This is a genomic window from Chryseobacterium taichungense, assembly GCF_900109935.1.
GTDB lineage: Bacteria > Bacteroidota > Bacteroidia > Flavobacteriales > Weeksellaceae > Chryseobacterium > Chryseobacterium taichungense.
Window position 1 is genome coordinate 483392 of record NZ_FOBV01000001.1, and the last position, 17164, is coordinate 500555.

Genomic DNA, 17164 nt, shown 5'->3' on the forward strand with positions numbered 1-17164 from the left:
ATTTTTAATATAATTTAAAACAAACTATTATGTCAACAATTAAAGTAGGTATCAACGGGTTTGGTAGAATTGGACGTCTTGTTTTCAGAGCAATGACTGAAAGAGATAACATCGAAGTAGTAGGAATCAATGACCTGATCAACGCAGAATACATGGCTTACATGTTAAAATACGATTCTGTACATGGTATTTTCCCGGGTGAAGTTTCTGTAGAAGGAAATGACCTTGTGGTAAACGGAAAAAGAATCAGAGTAACTGCAGAGAGAGACCCGAACAACTTGAAGTGGAATGAAATCGGTGCTGATTACATCGTTGAATCTACAGGTTTATTCTTAGATAAAGAAAATGCTGCAAAGCACATCAATGCAGGGGCTAAAAAGGTAATCCTTTCTGCTCCTTCTAAAGATGATACGCCAATGTTCGTAATGGGTGTAAACCACACTGAACTTACTGACGATATCAAAATTTTATCAAACGCTTCTTGTACAACAAACTGTTTAGCTCCTTTGGCTAAAGTAATTCACGATAACTTTGGAATCGTAGAAGGTTTGATGACTACTGTACACGCTACAACGGCAACTCAAAAAACAGTTGACGGTCCTTCAATGAAAGACTGGAGAGGTGGTAGAGCTGCTTTGAACAACATCATCCCTTCTTCTACAGGTGCTGCAAAAGCGGTGGGAAAAGTAATTCCTTCATTAAACGGAAAATTAACAGGAATGTCTTTCAGAGTACCTACTGTTGATGTTTCTGTAGTAGATTTAACGGTAAGATTAGAAAAAGCGACTTCTTACGATGAAATCTGTGCTGCGATCAAAGCTGCTTCTGAAGGTGAATTGAAAGGTATTTTAGGATACACTGAAGATGCTGTTGTTTCTCAGGATTTCGTAGGAGATAAGAGAACTTCAATCTTCGATAAAGATGCAGGTATTATGCTTTCTCCAAACTTTGTAAAACTTGTTTCTTGGTATGACAATGAAATGGGTTATTCTAACAAATTGGTAGATATGTTGATCCATGCTGCTTCTTTGTCTAACTAATATAGTTTTTAATTTAAATATAAAACAACCTTCAGATGAGAAGGTTGTTTTTTTGTTTCTATTAATCTTATTTTTTAGTAAATATTCCAAATGGAATACCCAAGCTAATTTTAACCATGAAATTATCCAAAACCTTGGTTTTATATGGTTCATTTTCAACGCCTCCTAAAATTCTGAATGTAGCTTTATTAATATCTTCCGTATTATTAATTTTAAAAACAAGCCCTGCCATCAATGAATATCGATTTCTATAATCAGTATATTCCATATTTTGCAATGCAAATGTATGTGAGGCATATCCAGTAAAACCAAAACTATCCGTAATAAAAAAAGAACCTTGAGTTCCCGATTGCAGCGTCCAAAAAGCTCGTTTCAAATATGAATACTTGCCTAATTGCCTTCCCATAGAATCAAATATAAAAACATCATCATCTTTTTGTTGTAAAACGGGTCTTTCACTTCCTATATTTGCTTCTAATAAGCTACCCATAGTAACTTTAAAAAAGCCTTGAACATTTAATAATGTTTTTTTATGTCTATTAAAGTTATATGACAATTCAACCGAAAGTTTGGGAAAATTTTTAACTTCTCCATCTTTTAGTATAAACTTAGCAACACTTACAGTATCTAATTCTACATTCTGGTTAGAAATATCCACAGTAGTCTTAAGCCAATGTAATTTATTTCCCTCAAGAATATCATTTTTTTTATCAAATGAAATCATAAGACTATCTATGTACCCATCTGGATTTGATACTATTTTTTCATAAAGAGTTATTTTTTCTTTTAACTTCGAAACTTCTATCTCATACTCCTCAAGTCGTTTAACATTAGCAGCCGTAAAATCACCACTCCCCTTTTGTATATTTTCTTGTAATATTTTAAGAGAGTCTAACATTTCATCATAAGCTTTCTTACTTCTTCTTAAAGTTTCAAAACTATAAGAGCCTTCTTCGATAATGGAATTTTTATACCTAATTCTTTTACGTTCTAATTCATCACAGGCTGTATGTGATTTAGGGTATTGAACACCAGGGAATACTTTATTGAAAGTAAGTAGAGCTCCTATATTATCTTTCCATGATTTATTTGAATAAAGAAAACCTGTTTTTATATTTTCCGTATAAATTCCAAGGTTAAAAAACCAATCTTGTCTATAGTTAAAATTAGCTCCTATACTAATTTTAGTATCATTTGAGCCATTGGTAAAAGCAATCGCATTATTATTAGTTACATTATCTGAAGAACTTAAAATAATCGCCTTTTTTATTATATTAAACTTTTCATCAAATGCTGATGTATGCATAGCTTTGATATTTTTACCGTCGCAATTATAACCTATATTTTCATAAGCTTTATTTAACCTATCTTTAATAAGACTTTTTGATACTTTTTTATTTGTATCTACTAAAAAAAGTCCATTTTCAATATAAAAAAATAATTTTCTATTATCTTTTCCATTTATAACAAATACCTTTGTTTCTTTTAAATTTACAAATACAGAGTCTGATTCTTTCCCACATATTTTATAAATATTTTCACTTTTCAATTCTTCCTTCTCTGGAGAAATGATATTTTCATTTATTTCTAATAAATTCAATCCTGTATTTTTTTTGATTAAATCTTCTAATTCTTTTTTATCATCATTCTCTTTTAATTTTCGAAAAAAATTATCACTAGTTCCGGATTTCCCCAAATATAAAAACTCTTTTGAAGTACATTCAGACAGTAACTTTACTTGTCCACAGACCATTCCCACAGACCCGAGCAGAAATAGCAATAATAAATTTATTTTCATAATAACTAATTTTTATTACAAATTTTCAAAATCTATAAACACAAGAAAATTACCCGTTTGTAGTATTTTTCAGCCTGATAAATGACAAATCTCATTCTCTTTCTTCGGCTCAAAAATTGTAAATTTATTTTAATGGAAAGGACAATTGTACAGCCGCGCTTTAAAGACGCTCCGCATTTCAAAGACTTCTGGACAAAAGGAAACGGTAAGAAACTGATTGAATTTTCCGGGGCAGAAGTAAGTTTTAAAAATTTCGATAAATTCTCTCCCTATTTTTATCATGTCGATGAGCTTGGAGATATGGTGGTAAAAGATATTTATCTTACTAAAAACTTTCGGGAAGCATCCAGAGAGATTGAGGAATATATTCGAAATGGCATTCCGGACAATGAAAAAAATCCTGAAAGCATCAAACAAATGTTTTCCCAGACAGAAACCATACCCGAGTGGCTCAATAATGATCTGCTAAAAAGTGGTGCCGAACTCTGTATGAGAGCCAATCTGGATTCCTTGATTTCACTCCGGGACTATTGCCTGATCGGAGGCTATGATTTTGCTTACCTCAACAAGCCTCTTATTGTAACTGAAGCCTTAAAAAAAGGCGCTGTAAAGAGACTTTCGGAAACACTTGACTTTTGGGTCAATGTAACAAGGTATAATGCATTAGAAATTCATCATAAAGGCTATGAGTTTGCAATTAAAACAAGGATAATCCATTCTTATGCAAGACTTTCGATAAGAAAACATTATAAAGACTGGGATACGGAGAATTGGGGCGAACCTATCAATTCATGGGACATGATGGCAACGTATATAGGATTCAGCTTGGTTTTTCTGCATAGCCTTCATAAGCTGGGTAATACTTTTTCTGTACAAGAAGAGCAAGGCCTTTTTCATCTTTGGAAGTATATAGGATATCTTTTGGGCATTCCGGAAAACCTTTTACCTGAAAACAAAAAACAGGCTACTGAATTTTTCTACCTTTGGACTTCCGTTCAACCACCAGCGGATAAAGATTCTGTACTTTTAGCTCATTCTTTACTGAACGAATCACTTGAGAATCCTATTTTAAAATATAAATTTCAAAGAAGAAACCTCCGCTATTTACACATCTGCTGTACATGGTTTTTACTGGATGAAGATGTTTGTAAAAGACTCCAGATTCCTGAGGTCAGCAATAAAAAAGTATTTCCTGTCTCCAAAAGAATTATCAATAAAATCTATGATAAAATGGTGAGCCGCAATCAAAGAATAAGGAAAGGAAACAAAGACCAGATGAAAGTGCTTACAGACTATTTAAGCATCACTAAAAACTCAAATTTTCATTAGATAAACATCTGACAATCTTTACAATTCAATTTTTAAAAGATAACCAGAACAATGATTAATATACCTTTTAAACGGCAAAATATCATTATTAAAATTTTATAATTTTTTAACTATAAAAACAGTTTTTAATGGTAGACAATATTAGTTTTTCACTGTAATTTTTTGTATTTTTGATAAATTATTTAAACAACAGATGAGTAATATAGAAGACAAGAAAAAAGCGCTCGCGTTGGTGCTTGACAAACTAGATAAAACATACGGAAAAGGAACAGTGATGACATTGGGCGACAGTTCTGTGGATAATACGATTGAAGTAATTCCTTCCGGTTCATTAGGATTAGACATCGCTCTAGGAGTGGGTGGCTATCCGAGAGGAAGAATCATTGAAATCTATGGTCCTGAATCCTCCGGTAAAACAACATTAACCCTTCATGCCATTGCAGAAGCTCAGAAAGCAGGTGGAATTGCTGCATTTATTGACGCAGAGCACGCCTTCGACAGAACCTATGCCGCAAAGCTTGGAATTGATCTGGAAAACCTAATCATTTCGCAACCGGACAACGGAGAACAGGCTTTGGAAATTGCTGATAATCTGATCCGTTCGGGAGCAATTGACATTGTAGTTATTGACTCCGTAGCCGCTCTTACGCCAAAAGCTGAAATTGAAGGAGAGATGGGAGATTCTAAAATGGGTCTTCATGCAAGATTAATGTCTCAGGCGTTGAGAAAATTAACAGCTACGATCTCAAGAACAAAATGTACGGTAATTTTCATCAACCAGTTGAGAGAAAAAATCGGGGTAATGTTCGGAAATCCGGAAACAACAACCGGTGGTAATGCCCTGAAATTCTACGCTTCTGTAAGAGTAGATATCAGAAAAGCTAGCGCACCGATCAAACAAGGCGATGAAGCGATCGGAAGCCGTGTGAAAGTGAAGATTGTTAAGAATAAAGTAGCACCTCCTTTCAAACAGGCAGAATTTGATATTATGTATGGTGAAGGTGTTTCCAAAACGGGAGAAATTCTTGATCAGGCTGTAGAACAGGGAATTGTTAAGAAAAGCGGATCATGGTTCAGCTATGAAGAGACAAAGCTTGGACAAGGCCGTGATGCTGTAAAAGATGTATTGAAAGACAATCCTGAACTTGCGGAAGAACTTGAAAATAAAATCAAAGAAGAACTGAAAAACAAATAAGTTTTTTAGTTTTAAAATATCGAAGGCAGTCTGAAAAGGCTGTCTTTTTTATTGTCATTGAATATAACTTACAACAGTCCATTTCTCTCGATGATTTTACAGATCAAGCAGATTGTTTTTTATCAATAAACTAATTTCTAATAAAAAAAAATGCCAAAATGTCACTATCTGTCAAACGGTATTTTTTTTGAGAAAGAATAGAAAAATCAAAACTAAATATTATGACTAAAGGAAATATTAATGTATCAGTGGAAAATATTTTCCCGCTTATTAAAAAATTTCTTTACAGTGACCACGAAATATTCTTAAGAGAATTAATTTCCAACGCAACGGATGCCACTTTAAAACTTAAGCACCTGACTAGTATCGGTGAAGCAAAAGTTGAATACGGAAACCCAAAAATTGAGGTTAAGGTTGATAAAGAAAATAAAATACTTCATATTATCGATCAGGGAATCGGGATGACGGGTGAAGAGGTTGAGAAATACATCAATCAGGTTGCTTTTTCAGGAGCTGAGGAATTTTTGGAAAAATACAAGGATACGGCAAAAGATTCAGGAATCATCGGACATTTCGGACTTGGATTTTATTCAGCGTTCATGGTTGCGGAGAAAGTTGAAATTATTACCAAATCCTACAAAGATGAACCAGCAGTACGATGGATTTGTGATGGCAGCCCGGAATTTACTTTAGAAGAGACAGCTGACAAAACCGAGAGAGGTACAGAAATTATTCTTCATATTGCCGAAGATTCTACTGAGTTTCTGGAAGAAGGTAAAATCCGTGAATTGTTGTTGAAATATAATAAATTCATGCCTGTTCCTATTAAATTCGGAACAAAAACCCATACGCTGCCTTTACCGGAAGACGCTCCGGAAGACGCCGTTGCAGAAACGGAAGAGGTTGACAACATCGTCAACAATCCTACTCCGGCCTGGACAATCGCTCCAAGTGAACTGACGAATGAAGATTACATGAAGTTTTACCATGAATTGTATCCTATGCAATTTGAAGAACCTTTGTTTAATATTCATCTGAATGTAGACTACCCTTTCAACCTGACGGGAATTTTATTTTTCCCGAAGCTAAGTAACAATTTAAACATTGAAAAAGATAAAATCCAGCTTTACCAGAATCAGGTTTTCGTGACCGATGAAGTAAAAGGTATTGTTCCGGATTTCTTAATGCTGCTTCGTGGAGTTATCGATTCTCCGGATATTCCGTTGAATGTTTCGCGTTCTTATCTGCAGGCTGACGGTGCCGTGAAGAAAATCTCTTCATATATTACAAAAAAGGTAGCTGACAAGATGGCTTCACTTATCAATGAAAACCGTGAAGATTATGAGAAAAAATGGAACGATATCAAAGTGGTGATTGAATACGGAATCGTTACCGAAGAAAAGTTTGCTGAAAAGTCTGATAAATTTACCCTTTACCCTACAACTGACGAAAAATATTTCCTTTGGAGTGAACTGGAGGAGAAAATAAAGCCTAATCAAACCGATAAAGACGGTAATCTTATCATTCTTTACGCTTCCAATGCAGATGAACAGCACAGCTATATTCAGGCAGCAAAGGATAAGGGATATGATGTTCTCCTTTTAGATTCACCGATTATTCCTCATGTGATCCAGAAACTTGAAACTTCAAAAGATAAGATTTCATTCGCGAGAGTTGACGCTGATCATATCAATAATTTAATTAAAAAAGATGAGCCTGTTATTTCTAAATTAAATGAAACTGAAAAAGAATCATTAAAGAAATATGTTGAAGAATCGATCAATGATAAAAAATTCACTGTTCAGCTCGAAGATCTTGACAGTACGGATGCGCCATTCACAATTACACAACCGGAATTTATGAGAAGGATGAAAGACATGCAGGCAACCGGCGGAGGCGGAATGTTCGGCATGGGAGGCTTCCCGGAAATGTATAACCTGGTGGTAAATTCCAACAGCGAATTTGCAGGCCAGATTCTTAAGACGGAAAATGAGGAAGAAAAGGCAGGATTAATTCAATATGCTCTTGATCTGGCCAAACTTTCTCAGAATTTACTGAAAGGAAAAGAACTGACGGATTTTATCCAGAAAAGTTATAAGCAGTTGGAAAAATAATAAAACGGCTTAGTTATCTAAGCCGTTTTTCTTTTTTCTTCTTTTCCACTCAAATATTGAGAAAATACATAATAATATTAAACAAACTATCTGTATATAAAAATAGTCATCATTTTTATCAAATATTTGAATTGCAAATATAATTATTAGGAAAATATAAGCTATAAAATCATATCTCATAAGATGTTAATTATGGTTGGCCACCTCCTTTAACACAGTCATGATAATCTTCATCCGCGTCAGAATTACACATAACCATCATAGTAGTAGCCACGGCACCACCTACTACTGTACTTACTCCAAATGAAAAGAAACCACTAACAGCAACACCTGTCATCGAAATTGCATAATTTCTCATACATCTATTTGAGGCTTTAACAAAATTAGCATGACAATTTACTCTTGCCGCTAAATTGTCATCATAGCCAAGTTGTCTGTCAATTTCTTCGATTATAAGTGTAGATCTCTGATCTTGAGTATATTTAGTATAAAAATCTTTATTATTATTAATAAAGATCTCAGAATTCGAATTCATCTCATTGTACAAAGAAATAAGTTCTTCTCCATGCAAAATATTTGCATTTCTATAAAGTAATTCTAATTGTTCAATAGTTTCAACATTCTGCAATTCAGACTGAATTAAAGAATAATCAACATTTTTTTCATTATCTAAAAGATTTCTAACTTCCAACTGTAAGGCAAGCTGATTAGAAATATATCCTGATAAAGACTTTGAATCAAAAGATAACTTAGCTAAATTATTTCCTTTTGAGCTTGAAACTTTAACAGTTTCATTCTGAGAGGATAATTCTTCACTAGCTCTATTATCACATGATTGAAATACAAGCAAGAATAATATCCCTGCTATTGATAATTTTGTTTTCATTTATTAGTTTACGTTTAAATATTTATTCGCAAATATAAAAAACTTTTATAAAAATAAAATTTCATTGTATCATTATATGTAATCCTATACACTTTTTCACATATTTATTTTTACAAATAATGATGTCAAAAAGAGAAAAAGAATAAACTCAAAATTGCAAATATTTGACCACAGATTTATTCAATTACAACAGGAATAAAACAAAATGTAAGGCTATAGTCACTCTAAATAATGAAAATAATCCCACAAGAGATGGTTTTGTAATTATAATATTGCAAGTTCAATTATAGAAATCTTCAGGATTATATTGCTCTGTTGATTAGGCAGACAAGATGTTATGGAAAATAATAGAAGAAATAAGAAAATAATTAATACATTTCGTAAAAAGTGATTGAATTATATCATTTAATAGAGCTTAAGTCTCTATATTTATCATTAATATTATAACTCATTTAACGGATCCCAAAACAATTTTTTAAAATCTTTAATTCTAAAATTCTCAACAACAATTCCTTCTGCTTCCAGCTTTTTCTGAAATTCGGGAACCGACAAAGTTCCGGAACTTGAAATAACACGATGGGCGGGAACATCCGGAGGACAGCCCCCCATAGCTTTACCGACATGCCGGGAATGGTTAGGAAAACCCACTGCTTTAGCAATTGCTCCATAACTTGTCACTCTTCCTTTGGGAACTAATTTCGTAATTTCCCAGACTTGCTGTTTAAAAATTTCATTCATGTTATGAATTGTTGAAAACCAAATTTATGAAATTAAATTATTACGATTTACTTATCATAGATCAAGATACAGCCTATTTTTATTATATAACTTTAATCCATCAATAGAGAATCCAAATACATACGGAATTCGTAAATAGTGTGATGAAGTGTAATGTTGCCTGCAGAAATGCGGGCAATTTTTATCTACTGCATGTTCTGCTGACAATTTATCGTTGCATAATTTTTGAATGTTACTATCAAAATCTACGTTATGAAAAAATCATTTTTCCGTTGGCTGAACAAAGTGAATAAAACTGTTCTTCCCAAATTGAGTGATAAAGATCCCAATAAGCTGACAAAGCTTCAAAAACGAATTCTGGCATATCGGTATTTCGTGCTGATCAATTCTCTGGACTGAAATGCGTGAGGGATATGAAGGGCGCGAGCGCAGCGAACAGTCTCTTGAGACCGGAACGAAGTGGAGCCCGGAGAAGCCCGACCCGAGTGGTTGCCAAGCTTTGGACGAGGGGCACGCCATTATCTTAAGCTTGTGGATTTGCAGATTACACAGATCTTTGAAAGGCAATAAAAAAACGTCCCAAAAATTGGAACGTTCTATATTTTAAGCTTCTGACTTTCGTCTTCCGGCATTAAGAATTTTCTAAAATATATGAGAACATCAATGGTGCACAGATGGTTGCATCACTTTCAACGATAAATTTCGGTGTCGTAATATCCAGTTTACCCCATGTAATTTTCTCGTTTGGCACCGCTCCCGAATAAGAACCATATGATGTTGTAGAATCTGAAATCTGGCAGAAATACGACCAAAACGGAATGTCATGCATTTCCATATCCTGATACAACATTGGTACTACACAGATCGGGAAATCACCGGCAATCCCTCCACCAATCTGGAAGAAGCCTACTCCTTTTCCTGATGAGTTTTTAGTGTACCAATTGGCAAGATAGGCCATGTATTCTATTCCTGATTTCATTGTAGAGAATTTAAGATCTCCTTTTATACAGTACGATGCAAAAATATTTCCCATCGTAGAATCTTCCCATCCCGGAACAACGATCGGTAGGTTTTTCTCAGCAGCAGCAATCATCCATGAATTTTCTCTTGGAATTTCGTAATACTGCTCAAGAACTCCTGAAAGGATCATTTTGTACATGTATTCATGAGGGAAATATCTTTCTCCTTTGTTATCTGCATCTTTCCAGATTTCATAGATGTGTTTCTGCAGTCTTCTGAAGGCTTCTTCTTCAGGAATGCATGTATCTGTTACCCTGTTAAGTCCTCTTTCCAGCAGATCCCATTCTTCCTGTGGCGTAAGATCTCTGTAGTGAGGCACCCTTTCATAGTGAGAATGTGCTACAAGGTTCATCAGGTCTTCTTCAAGATTGGCTCCCGTACAAGAGATAAAATCTACTTTATCCTGACGGATCATTTCAGCAAGAATTTTTCCTAACTCTGCCGTAGACATCGCTCCAGCCAAAGTGATCATCATTTTTCCACCATCCTTAAGATGCGCAACATATCCTTTTGAAGCGTCTACCAATGCCGCTGCATTAAAGTGCAGATAATACTTTTCTATGAATTCAGTAATCGGTTTGCTCATTTAATTATTTTTTGCAAAGATAAAACTTAAAAACGGAATGTAGCCGCTGCACTTAAAGAAACTCTGTGTAAACCTTCCTTTTGATCATCATCAAAATCATAGGTAACTCCGTTAATTTTCATTTTGTTGAGCGTCCCCGCAGTAAGTCCGAGTTTCGGACCGATTAAAATATTTTCCGTGATTTGATATTGATAAGCAAAATTAAGCTCGGCACCAAGATTTGATCCCGTTCCCTTTACATCTGCTGTTTTAGTAGCATAGGAAATAACTCCTAATCCCATGTCAATGAACATTTTATGTCTGGTTTCTTCATTAAAGTTGGAAATCATCACGGCAGGTCCGTAAAAATTGATCTGATCTTTGGTTGTTACCGGAACTGAGACAGGCATATTATTTACATACCCCAGAATATATCCATCGCTGGATGCACTGTAATTGGAATATTTTAATCCGACTGATAAAATATTATTTACCTGATAGTATGCAGAAATATCGAAATTCATCCCGCTTTTCAATCCTTTTACATAGTCTTCCTCCTCTCTGGAAAGCCCAGAAACCGTTTTGGCTGTTCTCCACGCATATCCTACGGATGGAATAATTGAAAATTTCTGCTGTGCGAAAGATATTGAAGCGATTGAAAACAATCCCAGTGTTATTAGTTTTTTAATCATTAGTTTAAAATTTCCGCAAAAATAACACGAATCTGCGAAACGCTGAGTAAAACAATTAAAATTTAACAATTATTCCTTGAGGGTTTAACTAAAAATTATTTTTAAAATTTAAATTTCCGGTTCTCTTTTTTCTCCGATAATTTCTTTTTGGTATCCAGTCTTTTCTGCTTCTGCGATTTGGAAGGTTTTGTTGCCAGACGTTTTTTAGGAATAACTAAAGCTTTATCAACAATTTCGAGAATTTTTTCGATGGCTTTTGTTTTATTCATCAGCTGCGTCCTGCTTTCGGAAACTGTCAGGAATAAAAAGCCTTCTGCATTAATTCTGTTTTTTAATTTAGTGTGAATTAAATTTTTCTGGTCATCATTAAAAAATTCAGACTCATCGACTTTCCAGAGAACCGTTACAGAAGTTTCAACTTTATTTACATTCTGTCCTCCTGCTCCGCTGCTGCGGGAAGTTTTAAAAGTAAGTTCTTTAGAAAAATCTTTCATTTATTTAATTGTTAATATTGTTCTGCAATATATTTTTCAGCTCGATTCTGTTGACTTTTCCATTTGGAGTTCGCGGAATTTTTCCAATGAAAGCAATCTCTTTTGGTTTATGGAAATTTTTCTCAAAAGGAATTTCTGCAATTTTATCGAGGATTTCCTGAGATTTCTCTCCTTCAATAACCAATATCAATTTCTGGCCCAACGTTTCATCTTCTAATCCCAAAAACACCACCTCTCGTGGAATTTCCTTCTTTACCAGCGCTTCCAACTGTTCGGGAAAGATCTTTGCCCCTCCGGAATTGATCACATTGTCAATTCTTCCTAAGAATCTAAACTGATTATTTTTTTTAATTTCAACTAAATCATTCGTTTGCAAAACTTCGGTATTCAGATGCGGGGCAAAAATTTTTAGGCATCCTCGTTCATCCGTCGAAATTTCTACATTTTCAAACGTCGTAAAAAAGTCCTCTGGATCAGGAAAGATTTGTTTTAAAGCAATATGAGATAATGTTTCAGACATTCCGTACGTCTCAAAAATACGTTGGGAATCTGTTAATTCATCCGATATTTGAAAAATTTTCTTCTTTAAACTTTCCGAAACGGCCGCTCCTCCGATGATCAGGTTATTCACAAGGTGCAGCTTATCTAAAGAATTTTCCACCTGAAGTGGAGTCATCGCACAAAAATCAACCTTACAATCAATATCACGTAAAGGATTTATATTGGGTTCGGTAATTATTAATTTTAGTGTTCTAACAATGGACCGTACGACCATCATTTTTCCTGAAATGTATTCAATGGGAAGACATATCAAAGCCGTATTGCCTTCAACTAAATCTAAGAAATTACAGGTCATTTCTGCTGAAGCGATCATTTTCTTTTTCTCAATATCAAAAACCTTTGGAGCACCTGTAGAGCCGGAAGTCTGCACTTGTACTGTTTCTATTTCAGAAAACCATTCTTTTAGAAAACCTTTGATTTTATTTTCAAACTCCGTTTCAGAAGGTAATTGATTAACATTGAGATTTTTGAAGTCTATCAGCATAATGATCGTAAATAAAGACTCAGTAAATTTAAAAAAAACTTCAAAAAGTTCTTGCAAATAATGAAAAAAGCTGTAAATTTGCACCACTCAAACAGAGAAAGACTCATGGTGTAGCGGTAACACTACTGATTTTGGTTCAGTCATCTGGGGTTCGAATCCCTGTGAGTCTACAAAACGGGAAAAATGATATCATTTTTCCCGTTTTTGTTTATTTATTTAACTTTTCTAATTCTGGTAGCTCATTCTTATATTTTTCAACATCCCAGATCAAATTCCAATTTTTAACATAATCAGACATTAAACCTAAGCCCACTTCTTGTCTTCTTTTATCTACATTGTCCGGATCAATTAAAGGTAAAACATATTGAATATTAGTATCTGGATATGTTCCTATTTGACTTCCATATATTTGTTTTCTGCCTTCTCGAATTTCTATCCTGTCAATTAACAAAGCTAAAGAACCCGGATTGGCATTTCCTTTTGTTACAGCTTCTTTCATCATTGGTAAGTATTTTTTTTGTGTTTCCAAATCTGAATGCTGAATAACAAGAAATAATGCGCTATTGGCTTGTGCACCTACTTTGTCTTTGCCTACCCAACCTTTTTCATCCAATATTTTTTTTACTTTTAATAAGTTAATAGAATCTTTCTGAATTATTATTTTCCAAAGGTCTTGCATTTCTTTAGAATCTTGAGCGAATTTTTTCTGAGTTTCATTGATTTGCATTCTATATTTTTGGTCTTCATCAAGAATTGTTAATAATTCAGCCTGCAAGGGTTTGTCATAATTCGCTTCTGTTAACTCTATTTTTCTTTTTAATTTTTCAATTGTTTTTCCCCACTCTTTTTTTGAATGTAAATTTTCTAAATCAATATCAGAATTTAAGTGCTTTAAATTTGTCCAGCCATTTTCTATTGATAAATTCAACCATTTAAATGCTTTTTTTGTATTTCCTGCCAAAGAAGATGCGCATGCGCCATTATACAAGTGATTTGGATTTTTACTTTCGATTTTAAATGCTTTATTATATAAGTCCGTAGACATTTTATAATCTTTTGTCCTATATAACTGATCTGCTTCACTTATTAATTTTGAATATTCCTGAGCATAAGCGCTTGTGAATAAAAGTAATAACAACAAAGTATAAATATTGTTTCTCATTTTCCTGTTTTGTTTTATTTTTTATGAGAGTTCAACAGATAATTTTAATTTAAACCCTGTAACAAAATTAGTATTATTTCTTCTGAATCAACCGATAATGATTACCAATACTAACAGCCATAGAAATCATCAACCCTCTTACAAATGACCAAAACAAGATTTCATTGACATTGTCTTTGGTAAAATCAGAATCATTGTAAAAATTAATATCAATGTAAAATAAAACAATCGTCATTGCCAAAGCTCCCAACAAAAAAACTCCTGATCTTTTTAACTTCATTTTGAAATTAGTTTAATTATAATTATTTACTGAAAATCATCCGGGAGAGATATTCCTTTTTTCTTCATATATTCCAGCAGTCCATTATATTTCTCTTCATAATCATTAGTTCCGCATTTATCAGAAATACTGCAGATCTCAGAAGGCTTTATCTCTAAAATATCAGAAATTTTAGTGAGAATTTCCAGATTGATTTTCACTTTAGAATTTTCAATGTCTGAATACGCTTTTTGTGATATTCCCATTTCAAAAGCCATATATTCCTGCGTAAAATCCTTGCTCCTTCGGATTTTCCTTATGTTTTGACCACATATTTTCATACCATGCCGTTTTAGTAGTTTTCGGTATATTTTAGAAGTATATCTATTAGACTTACACAAAGTTAGTGAATACCTTTGGCAAAACATTATTACGCTACATGATATTTTTATTTATTGAGACTTAAGTTAAAAATTTACATTAAAAACTTCAGTTTTTAAAATAAGAGATATCACTTCAGGACAACACTTTAGGAATTATGGAGACGCAAAAATTTAATTATGACAATAATATTGTCAGAGCATTTCTCTATGCTACAATTGCATTCGGTCTGGTTGGTTTTTTACTCGGTCTTACCGCTGCACTGATGCTTTTTTATCCCGAACTTCCCGAATTTTTATTCGGAACGGATGATACCACCATCAAAAGTCTGGCTTCAGGAAATATCCAGGGATTAATTAACACGCAAGGAGCTTTAGGCTTCGGAAGAATCAGAATGTTGCATACAAGTGCCGTGATTTTTGCCTTTGTATGTAATTCCTTTTTCTGTGGTGCTTACTATAGTATGCAGAGGCTACTTAAAACGAGAATGTACAGCGATACCTTATCGTGGATGCATTTCTGGACATGGCAAATCATGATTGTCTCTGTAGTTATTACCTTCCTTATGGGAATTAATACTTCTAAAGAATATGCCGAACACGAATGGCCGATCGATATTTTGATTACTATTTCTTGGGTAATTTTTGGGATCAATATGTTTGGAACTATTGCTAAACGAAGAGTGAGACATTTATACGTAGCCATCTGGTTCTACATCGGAACCTGGCTTGCAGTGGCAATGCTTCATATTTTCAACAACCTTGAAGTGCCTTTATCATTTACAACATGGAAATCATATTCCATCTACGCAGGAGCTAAAGACGCTTTGGTACAATGGTGGTATGGCCACAATGCGGTTGCATTTGTACTGACTACTCCGGTCTTAGGTTTGATGTATTATTTCTTACCAAAAGCTGCGGACAGACCCGTATTCTCTTATAAATTATCAATTATTCACTTCTGGTCATTGATCTTCGTTTATCTTTGGGCAGGTCCTCACCACCTTCAGTACACCGCGTTACCAGCATGGGCGCAGGCAGTGGGAACAGGATTCTCAATTATGCTTATTGCCCCATCCTGGGGAGGAATGCTTAACGGACTTCTGACATTAAGAGGAGCCTGGGATAAGGTAAGAGAAAATCCGATATTAAAATTCTTTGTTGTGGCAGTTACCTGTTACGGTATGGCAACTTTCGAGGGACCATTATTGGCTACAAAATCTTTAAATAAAATAGGCCACTACACCGACTGGGTAATCGGTCACGTACACATCGGAGCATTGGGCTGGAACGGTTTCATGGCATTCGGTATCGTATATTATCTGATTCCTGTAATGTGGAGAACCTCTCTTTGGTCCAAAAAACTCGCCAACTGGCATTTCTGGTTGGGAACATTAGGAATTATTTTCTATGCAGTTCCAATGTATATTTCAGGTTTCACGCAAGGATTAATGTGGAAACAGTTCAACCCGGACGGAACGTTAGTTTGGAAAAACTGGCTGGATACCGTAACAGCAATTATCCCATACTACAAAATGAGATTTTTAGGCGGTCTGTTCTATATTTCAGGTGCAGTATTAATGGTGGTAAATGTGATAAAAACCATTAAAGCCGGCTCGTTCCAGAAAAATGTTCCTGCAGAAGCTCCGGCTTTGGCAAACATCGGAAGCGCAAGAAAAGAAGGAGAAGGATTACACCTCTGGATCGAAAGAACCCCGAGAGTAATGGCAATCCTTGCGTTCATTACCGTTGCAATCGGTGGTTTGGTAGAAATCATTCCTACATTAACATTAAAACAAAGTGTACCAACCATTACAGCTGTAAAACCATATTCTCCGCTGGAACTGGAAGGAAGAGACTTATATATAAGAGAAGGATGTAATGCCTGTCACTCTCAGATGATCAGACCTTTCCGTGACGAAATCGTAAGATTTGAAGGTAAAAACGGACAATATTCAAAAGCAGGAGAATTCGTATACGACAGACCATTCCTTTGGGGATCAAAAAGAACCGGACCAGATCTTCACAGAGAAGGCGGAAGAAACCCCGATTCATGGCACTTTAAACATATGTATAATCCAAGAATTACTTCAGCGGGTTCTATCATGCCTCGTTTCCCATGGCTGATTACCAATAAACTGGATAAAGGTCAGATGGCAGACAAAATGAAACTGATGAAAAACTATTTCGATGTTCCTTACACAAAAGCTGAAATCGATTCAGCCAATCAGTGGGCTGATAATCAAGCGAAAGGTATTGTTAAAAGAATTTATTCTGAAGCAGCAGACGTAAAGCAACAGATAGAAAAAGACAGAATAGCAAAAGGATCTTCTTTCGTTCCGCTTGAGAATAGAGAAATCGTAGCAATGATTGCTTATCTGCAGAGACTCGGGACAGATATTAAAACGACTCAGATCCAAACTGCAAGTGTAGAATAATTTAAATTA

The 17164-nt window shown here is 34.5% G+C and carries 16 protein-coding genes and 1 tRNA gene; 7 read left to right on the forward strand and 10 right to left on the reverse strand.

The genetic code is table 11. The features are described 5' to 3' along the window. Positions 1–29: 29 nt before the first annotated feature. Positions 30–1040, forward strand: a complete 1011-nt coding sequence (gene gap, locus BMW64_RS02275) for a type I glyceraldehyde-3-phosphate dehydrogenase (RefSeq protein WP_072883624.1) — start codon at positions 30–32, stop codon at positions 1038–1040. A 67-nt stretch (positions 1041–1107) separates the two neighbouring features. Here gap and BMW64_RS02280 read toward each other — a convergent pair whose 3' ends face one another. After that, entirely contained in the window at positions 1108–2838 is a 1731-nt protein-coding gene (locus BMW64_RS02280; protein WP_089998220.1) for a hypothetical protein, read from the reverse strand. 132 nt (positions 2839–2970) lie between these two features. Between BMW64_RS02280 and BMW64_RS02285 the strand changes: the two genes are divergently transcribed. From BMW64_RS02285 to htpG, 3 genes are all read left to right on the forward strand, one after another. Beyond that, entirely contained in the window at positions 2971–4167 is a 1197-nt protein-coding gene (locus tag BMW64_RS02285; protein WP_177175219.1) for an oxygenase MpaB family protein, read from the forward strand. Between the two features lie 193 nt (positions 4168–4360). Beyond that, positions 4361–5362: a recombinase RecA gene (recA, locus tag BMW64_RS02290; RefSeq protein ID WP_089998222.1), complete on the forward strand. Its 1002-nt coding sequence runs from the start codon at positions 4361–4363 to the stop codon at positions 5360–5362. 221 nt (positions 5363–5583) lie between these two features. Then, a complete protein-coding gene (gene htpG / locus BMW64_RS02295; RefSeq protein WP_089998223.1) occupies positions 5584–7476 on the forward strand; it encodes a molecular chaperone HtpG in 1893 nt (630 codons plus the stop codon). 190 nt (positions 7477–7666) lie between these two features. On the opposite strand, the gene BMW64_RS02300 is transcribed toward htpG, so the two are convergent. After that, on the reverse strand, positions 7667–8362 hold the full coding sequence (locus tag BMW64_RS02300) for a hypothetical protein (protein ID WP_089998224.1): 696 nt from the start codon (positions 8360–8362) through the stop codon (positions 7667–7669). A 441-nt stretch (positions 8363–8803) separates the two neighbouring features. Continuing rightward, positions 8804–9100: an MGMT family protein gene (locus BMW64_RS02305; protein WP_089998225.1), complete on the reverse strand. Its 297-nt coding sequence runs from the start codon at positions 9098–9100 to the stop codon at positions 8804–8806. A 252-nt stretch (positions 9101–9352) separates the two neighbouring features. On the opposite strand from BMW64_RS02305, the gene BMW64_RS20565 reads away from it, so the two are divergent. Next, positions 9353–9499, forward strand: coding sequence for a hypothetical protein (locus tag BMW64_RS20565; protein WP_177175220.1), 147 nt, complete (start codon positions 9353–9355; stop codon positions 9497–9499). 232 nt (positions 9500–9731) lie between these two features. On the opposite strand, the gene BMW64_RS02310 is transcribed toward BMW64_RS20565, so the two are convergent. The 4 genes from BMW64_RS02310 to BMW64_RS02325 form a co-directional block, all read right to left on the reverse strand. Next, positions 9732–10706, reverse strand: a complete 975-nt coding sequence (locus tag BMW64_RS02310) for a deoxyhypusine synthase family protein (protein WP_089998226.1) — start codon at positions 10704–10706, stop codon at positions 9732–9734. Between the two features lie 26 nt (positions 10707–10732). After that, the gene (locus tag BMW64_RS02315) at positions 10733–11377 is read right to left on the reverse strand and encodes a hypothetical protein (protein ID WP_089998227.1); all 645 of its coding nucleotides are present in this window, start codon (positions 11375–11377) and stop codon (positions 10733–10735) included. Between the two features lie 101 nt (positions 11378–11478). Further along, the gene (gene arfB, locus BMW64_RS02320; RefSeq protein WP_089998228.1) at positions 11479–11871 is read right to left on the reverse strand and encodes an alternative ribosome rescue aminoacyl-tRNA hydrolase ArfB; all 393 of its coding nucleotides are present in this window, start codon (positions 11869–11871) and stop codon (positions 11479–11481) included. 4 nt (positions 11872–11875) lie between these two features. Then, entirely contained in the window at positions 11876–12916 is a 1041-nt protein-coding gene (locus tag BMW64_RS02325; protein ID WP_089998512.1) for an AMP-binding protein, read from the reverse strand. 99 nt (positions 12917–13015) lie between these two features. On the opposite strand from BMW64_RS02325, the gene BMW64_RS02330 reads away from it, so the two are divergent. Beyond that, positions 13016–13086: transfer RNA gene (locus tag BMW64_RS02330), tRNA-Gln, on the forward strand. A 38-nt stretch (positions 13087–13124) separates the two neighbouring features. Here the strand turns inward: BMW64_RS02330 and BMW64_RS02335 are convergent. The 3 genes from BMW64_RS02335 to BMW64_RS02345 all read right to left on the reverse strand — a co-directional run bounded on the left by BMW64_RS02335 (position 13125) and on the right by BMW64_RS02345 (position 14678). Continuing rightward, positions 13125–14078, reverse strand: coding sequence for a DUF6624 domain-containing protein (locus tag BMW64_RS02335; protein ID WP_089998229.1), 954 nt, complete (start codon positions 14076–14078; stop codon positions 13125–13127). A gap of 73 nt (positions 14079–14151) precedes the next feature. Continuing rightward, positions 14152–14358 (reverse strand): hypothetical protein, encoded by a 207-nt coding sequence (locus BMW64_RS02340; RefSeq protein WP_089998230.1) that lies wholly within the window; start codon positions 14356–14358, stop codon positions 14152–14154. A 26-nt stretch (positions 14359–14384) separates the two neighbouring features. Then, positions 14385–14678 (reverse strand): helix-turn-helix domain-containing protein, encoded by a 294-nt coding sequence (locus tag BMW64_RS02345; RefSeq protein WP_089998231.1) that lies wholly within the window; start codon positions 14676–14678, stop codon positions 14385–14387. 197 nt (positions 14679–14875) lie between these two features. On the opposite strand from BMW64_RS02345, the gene ccoN reads away from it, so the two are divergent. Beyond that, the gene (gene ccoN / locus BMW64_RS02350; RefSeq protein ID WP_089998232.1) at positions 14876–17155 is read left to right on the forward strand and encodes a cytochrome-c oxidase, cbb3-type subunit I; all 2280 of its coding nucleotides are present in this window, start codon (positions 14876–14878) and stop codon (positions 17153–17155) included. The last annotated feature ends 9 nt before the right edge of the window (positions 17156–17164 follow it).

What these genes read in the sequence shown, in the direction of transcription:
- gap (WP_072883624.1), top strand. Translation starts at nt 30, where the DNA reads ATGTCAACAATTAAAGTAGGTATCAACGGGTTTGGTAGAATTGGACGT.
- BMW64_RS02345 (WP_089998231.1), bottom strand. Translation starts at nt 14,678, where the DNA reads ATGAAAATATGTGGTCAAAACATAAGGAAAATCCGAAGGAGCAAGGAT.
- BMW64_RS20565 (WP_177175220.1), top strand. Translation starts at nt 9,353, where the DNA reads ATGAAAAAATCATTTTTCCGTTGGCTGAACAAAGTGAATAAAACTGTT.
- ccoN (WP_089998232.1), top strand. Translation starts at nt 14,876, where the DNA reads ATGGAGACGCAAAAATTTAATTATGACAATAATATTGTCAGAGCATTT.
- BMW64_RS02305 (WP_089998225.1), bottom strand. Translation starts at nt 9,100, where the DNA reads ATGAATGAAATTTTTAAACAGCAAGTCTGGGAAATTACGAAATTAGTT.
- BMW64_RS02335 (WP_089998229.1), bottom strand. Translation starts at nt 14,078, where the DNA reads ATGAGAAACAATATTTATACTTTGTTGTTATTACTTTTATTCACAAGC.
- arfB (WP_089998228.1), bottom strand. Translation starts at nt 11,871, where the DNA reads ATGAAAGATTTTTCTAAAGAACTTACTTTTAAAACTTCCCGCAGCAGC.
- BMW64_RS02325 (WP_089998512.1), bottom strand. Translation starts at nt 12,916, where the DNA reads ATGCTGATAGACTTCAAAAATCTCAATGTTAATCAATTACCTTCTGAA.
- recA (WP_089998222.1), top strand. Translation starts at nt 4,361, where the DNA reads ATGAGTAATATAGAAGACAAGAAAAAAGCGCTCGCGTTGGTGCTTGAC.
- BMW64_RS02340 (WP_089998230.1), bottom strand. Translation starts at nt 14,358, where the DNA reads ATGAAGTTAAAAAGATCAGGAGTTTTTTTGTTGGGAGCTTTGGCAATG.
- BMW64_RS02310 (WP_089998226.1), bottom strand. Translation starts at nt 10,706, where the DNA reads ATGAGCAAACCGATTACTGAATTCATAGAAAAGTATTATCTGCACTTT.
- BMW64_RS02315 (WP_089998227.1), bottom strand. Translation starts at nt 11,377, where the DNA reads ATGATTAAAAAACTAATAACACTGGGATTGTTTTCAATCGCTTCAATA.
- BMW64_RS02280 (WP_089998220.1), bottom strand. Translation starts at nt 2,838, where the DNA reads ATGAAAATAAATTTATTATTGCTATTTCTGCTCGGGTCTGTGGGAATG.
- BMW64_RS02300 (WP_089998224.1), bottom strand. Translation starts at nt 8,362, where the DNA reads ATGAAAACAAAATTATCAATAGCAGGGATATTATTCTTGCTTGTATTT.
- htpG (WP_089998223.1), top strand. Translation starts at nt 5,584, where the DNA reads ATGACTAAAGGAAATATTAATGTATCAGTGGAAAATATTTTCCCGCTT.
- BMW64_RS02285 (WP_177175219.1), top strand. Translation starts at nt 2,971, where the DNA reads ATGGAAAGGACAATTGTACAGCCGCGCTTTAAAGACGCTCCGCATTTC.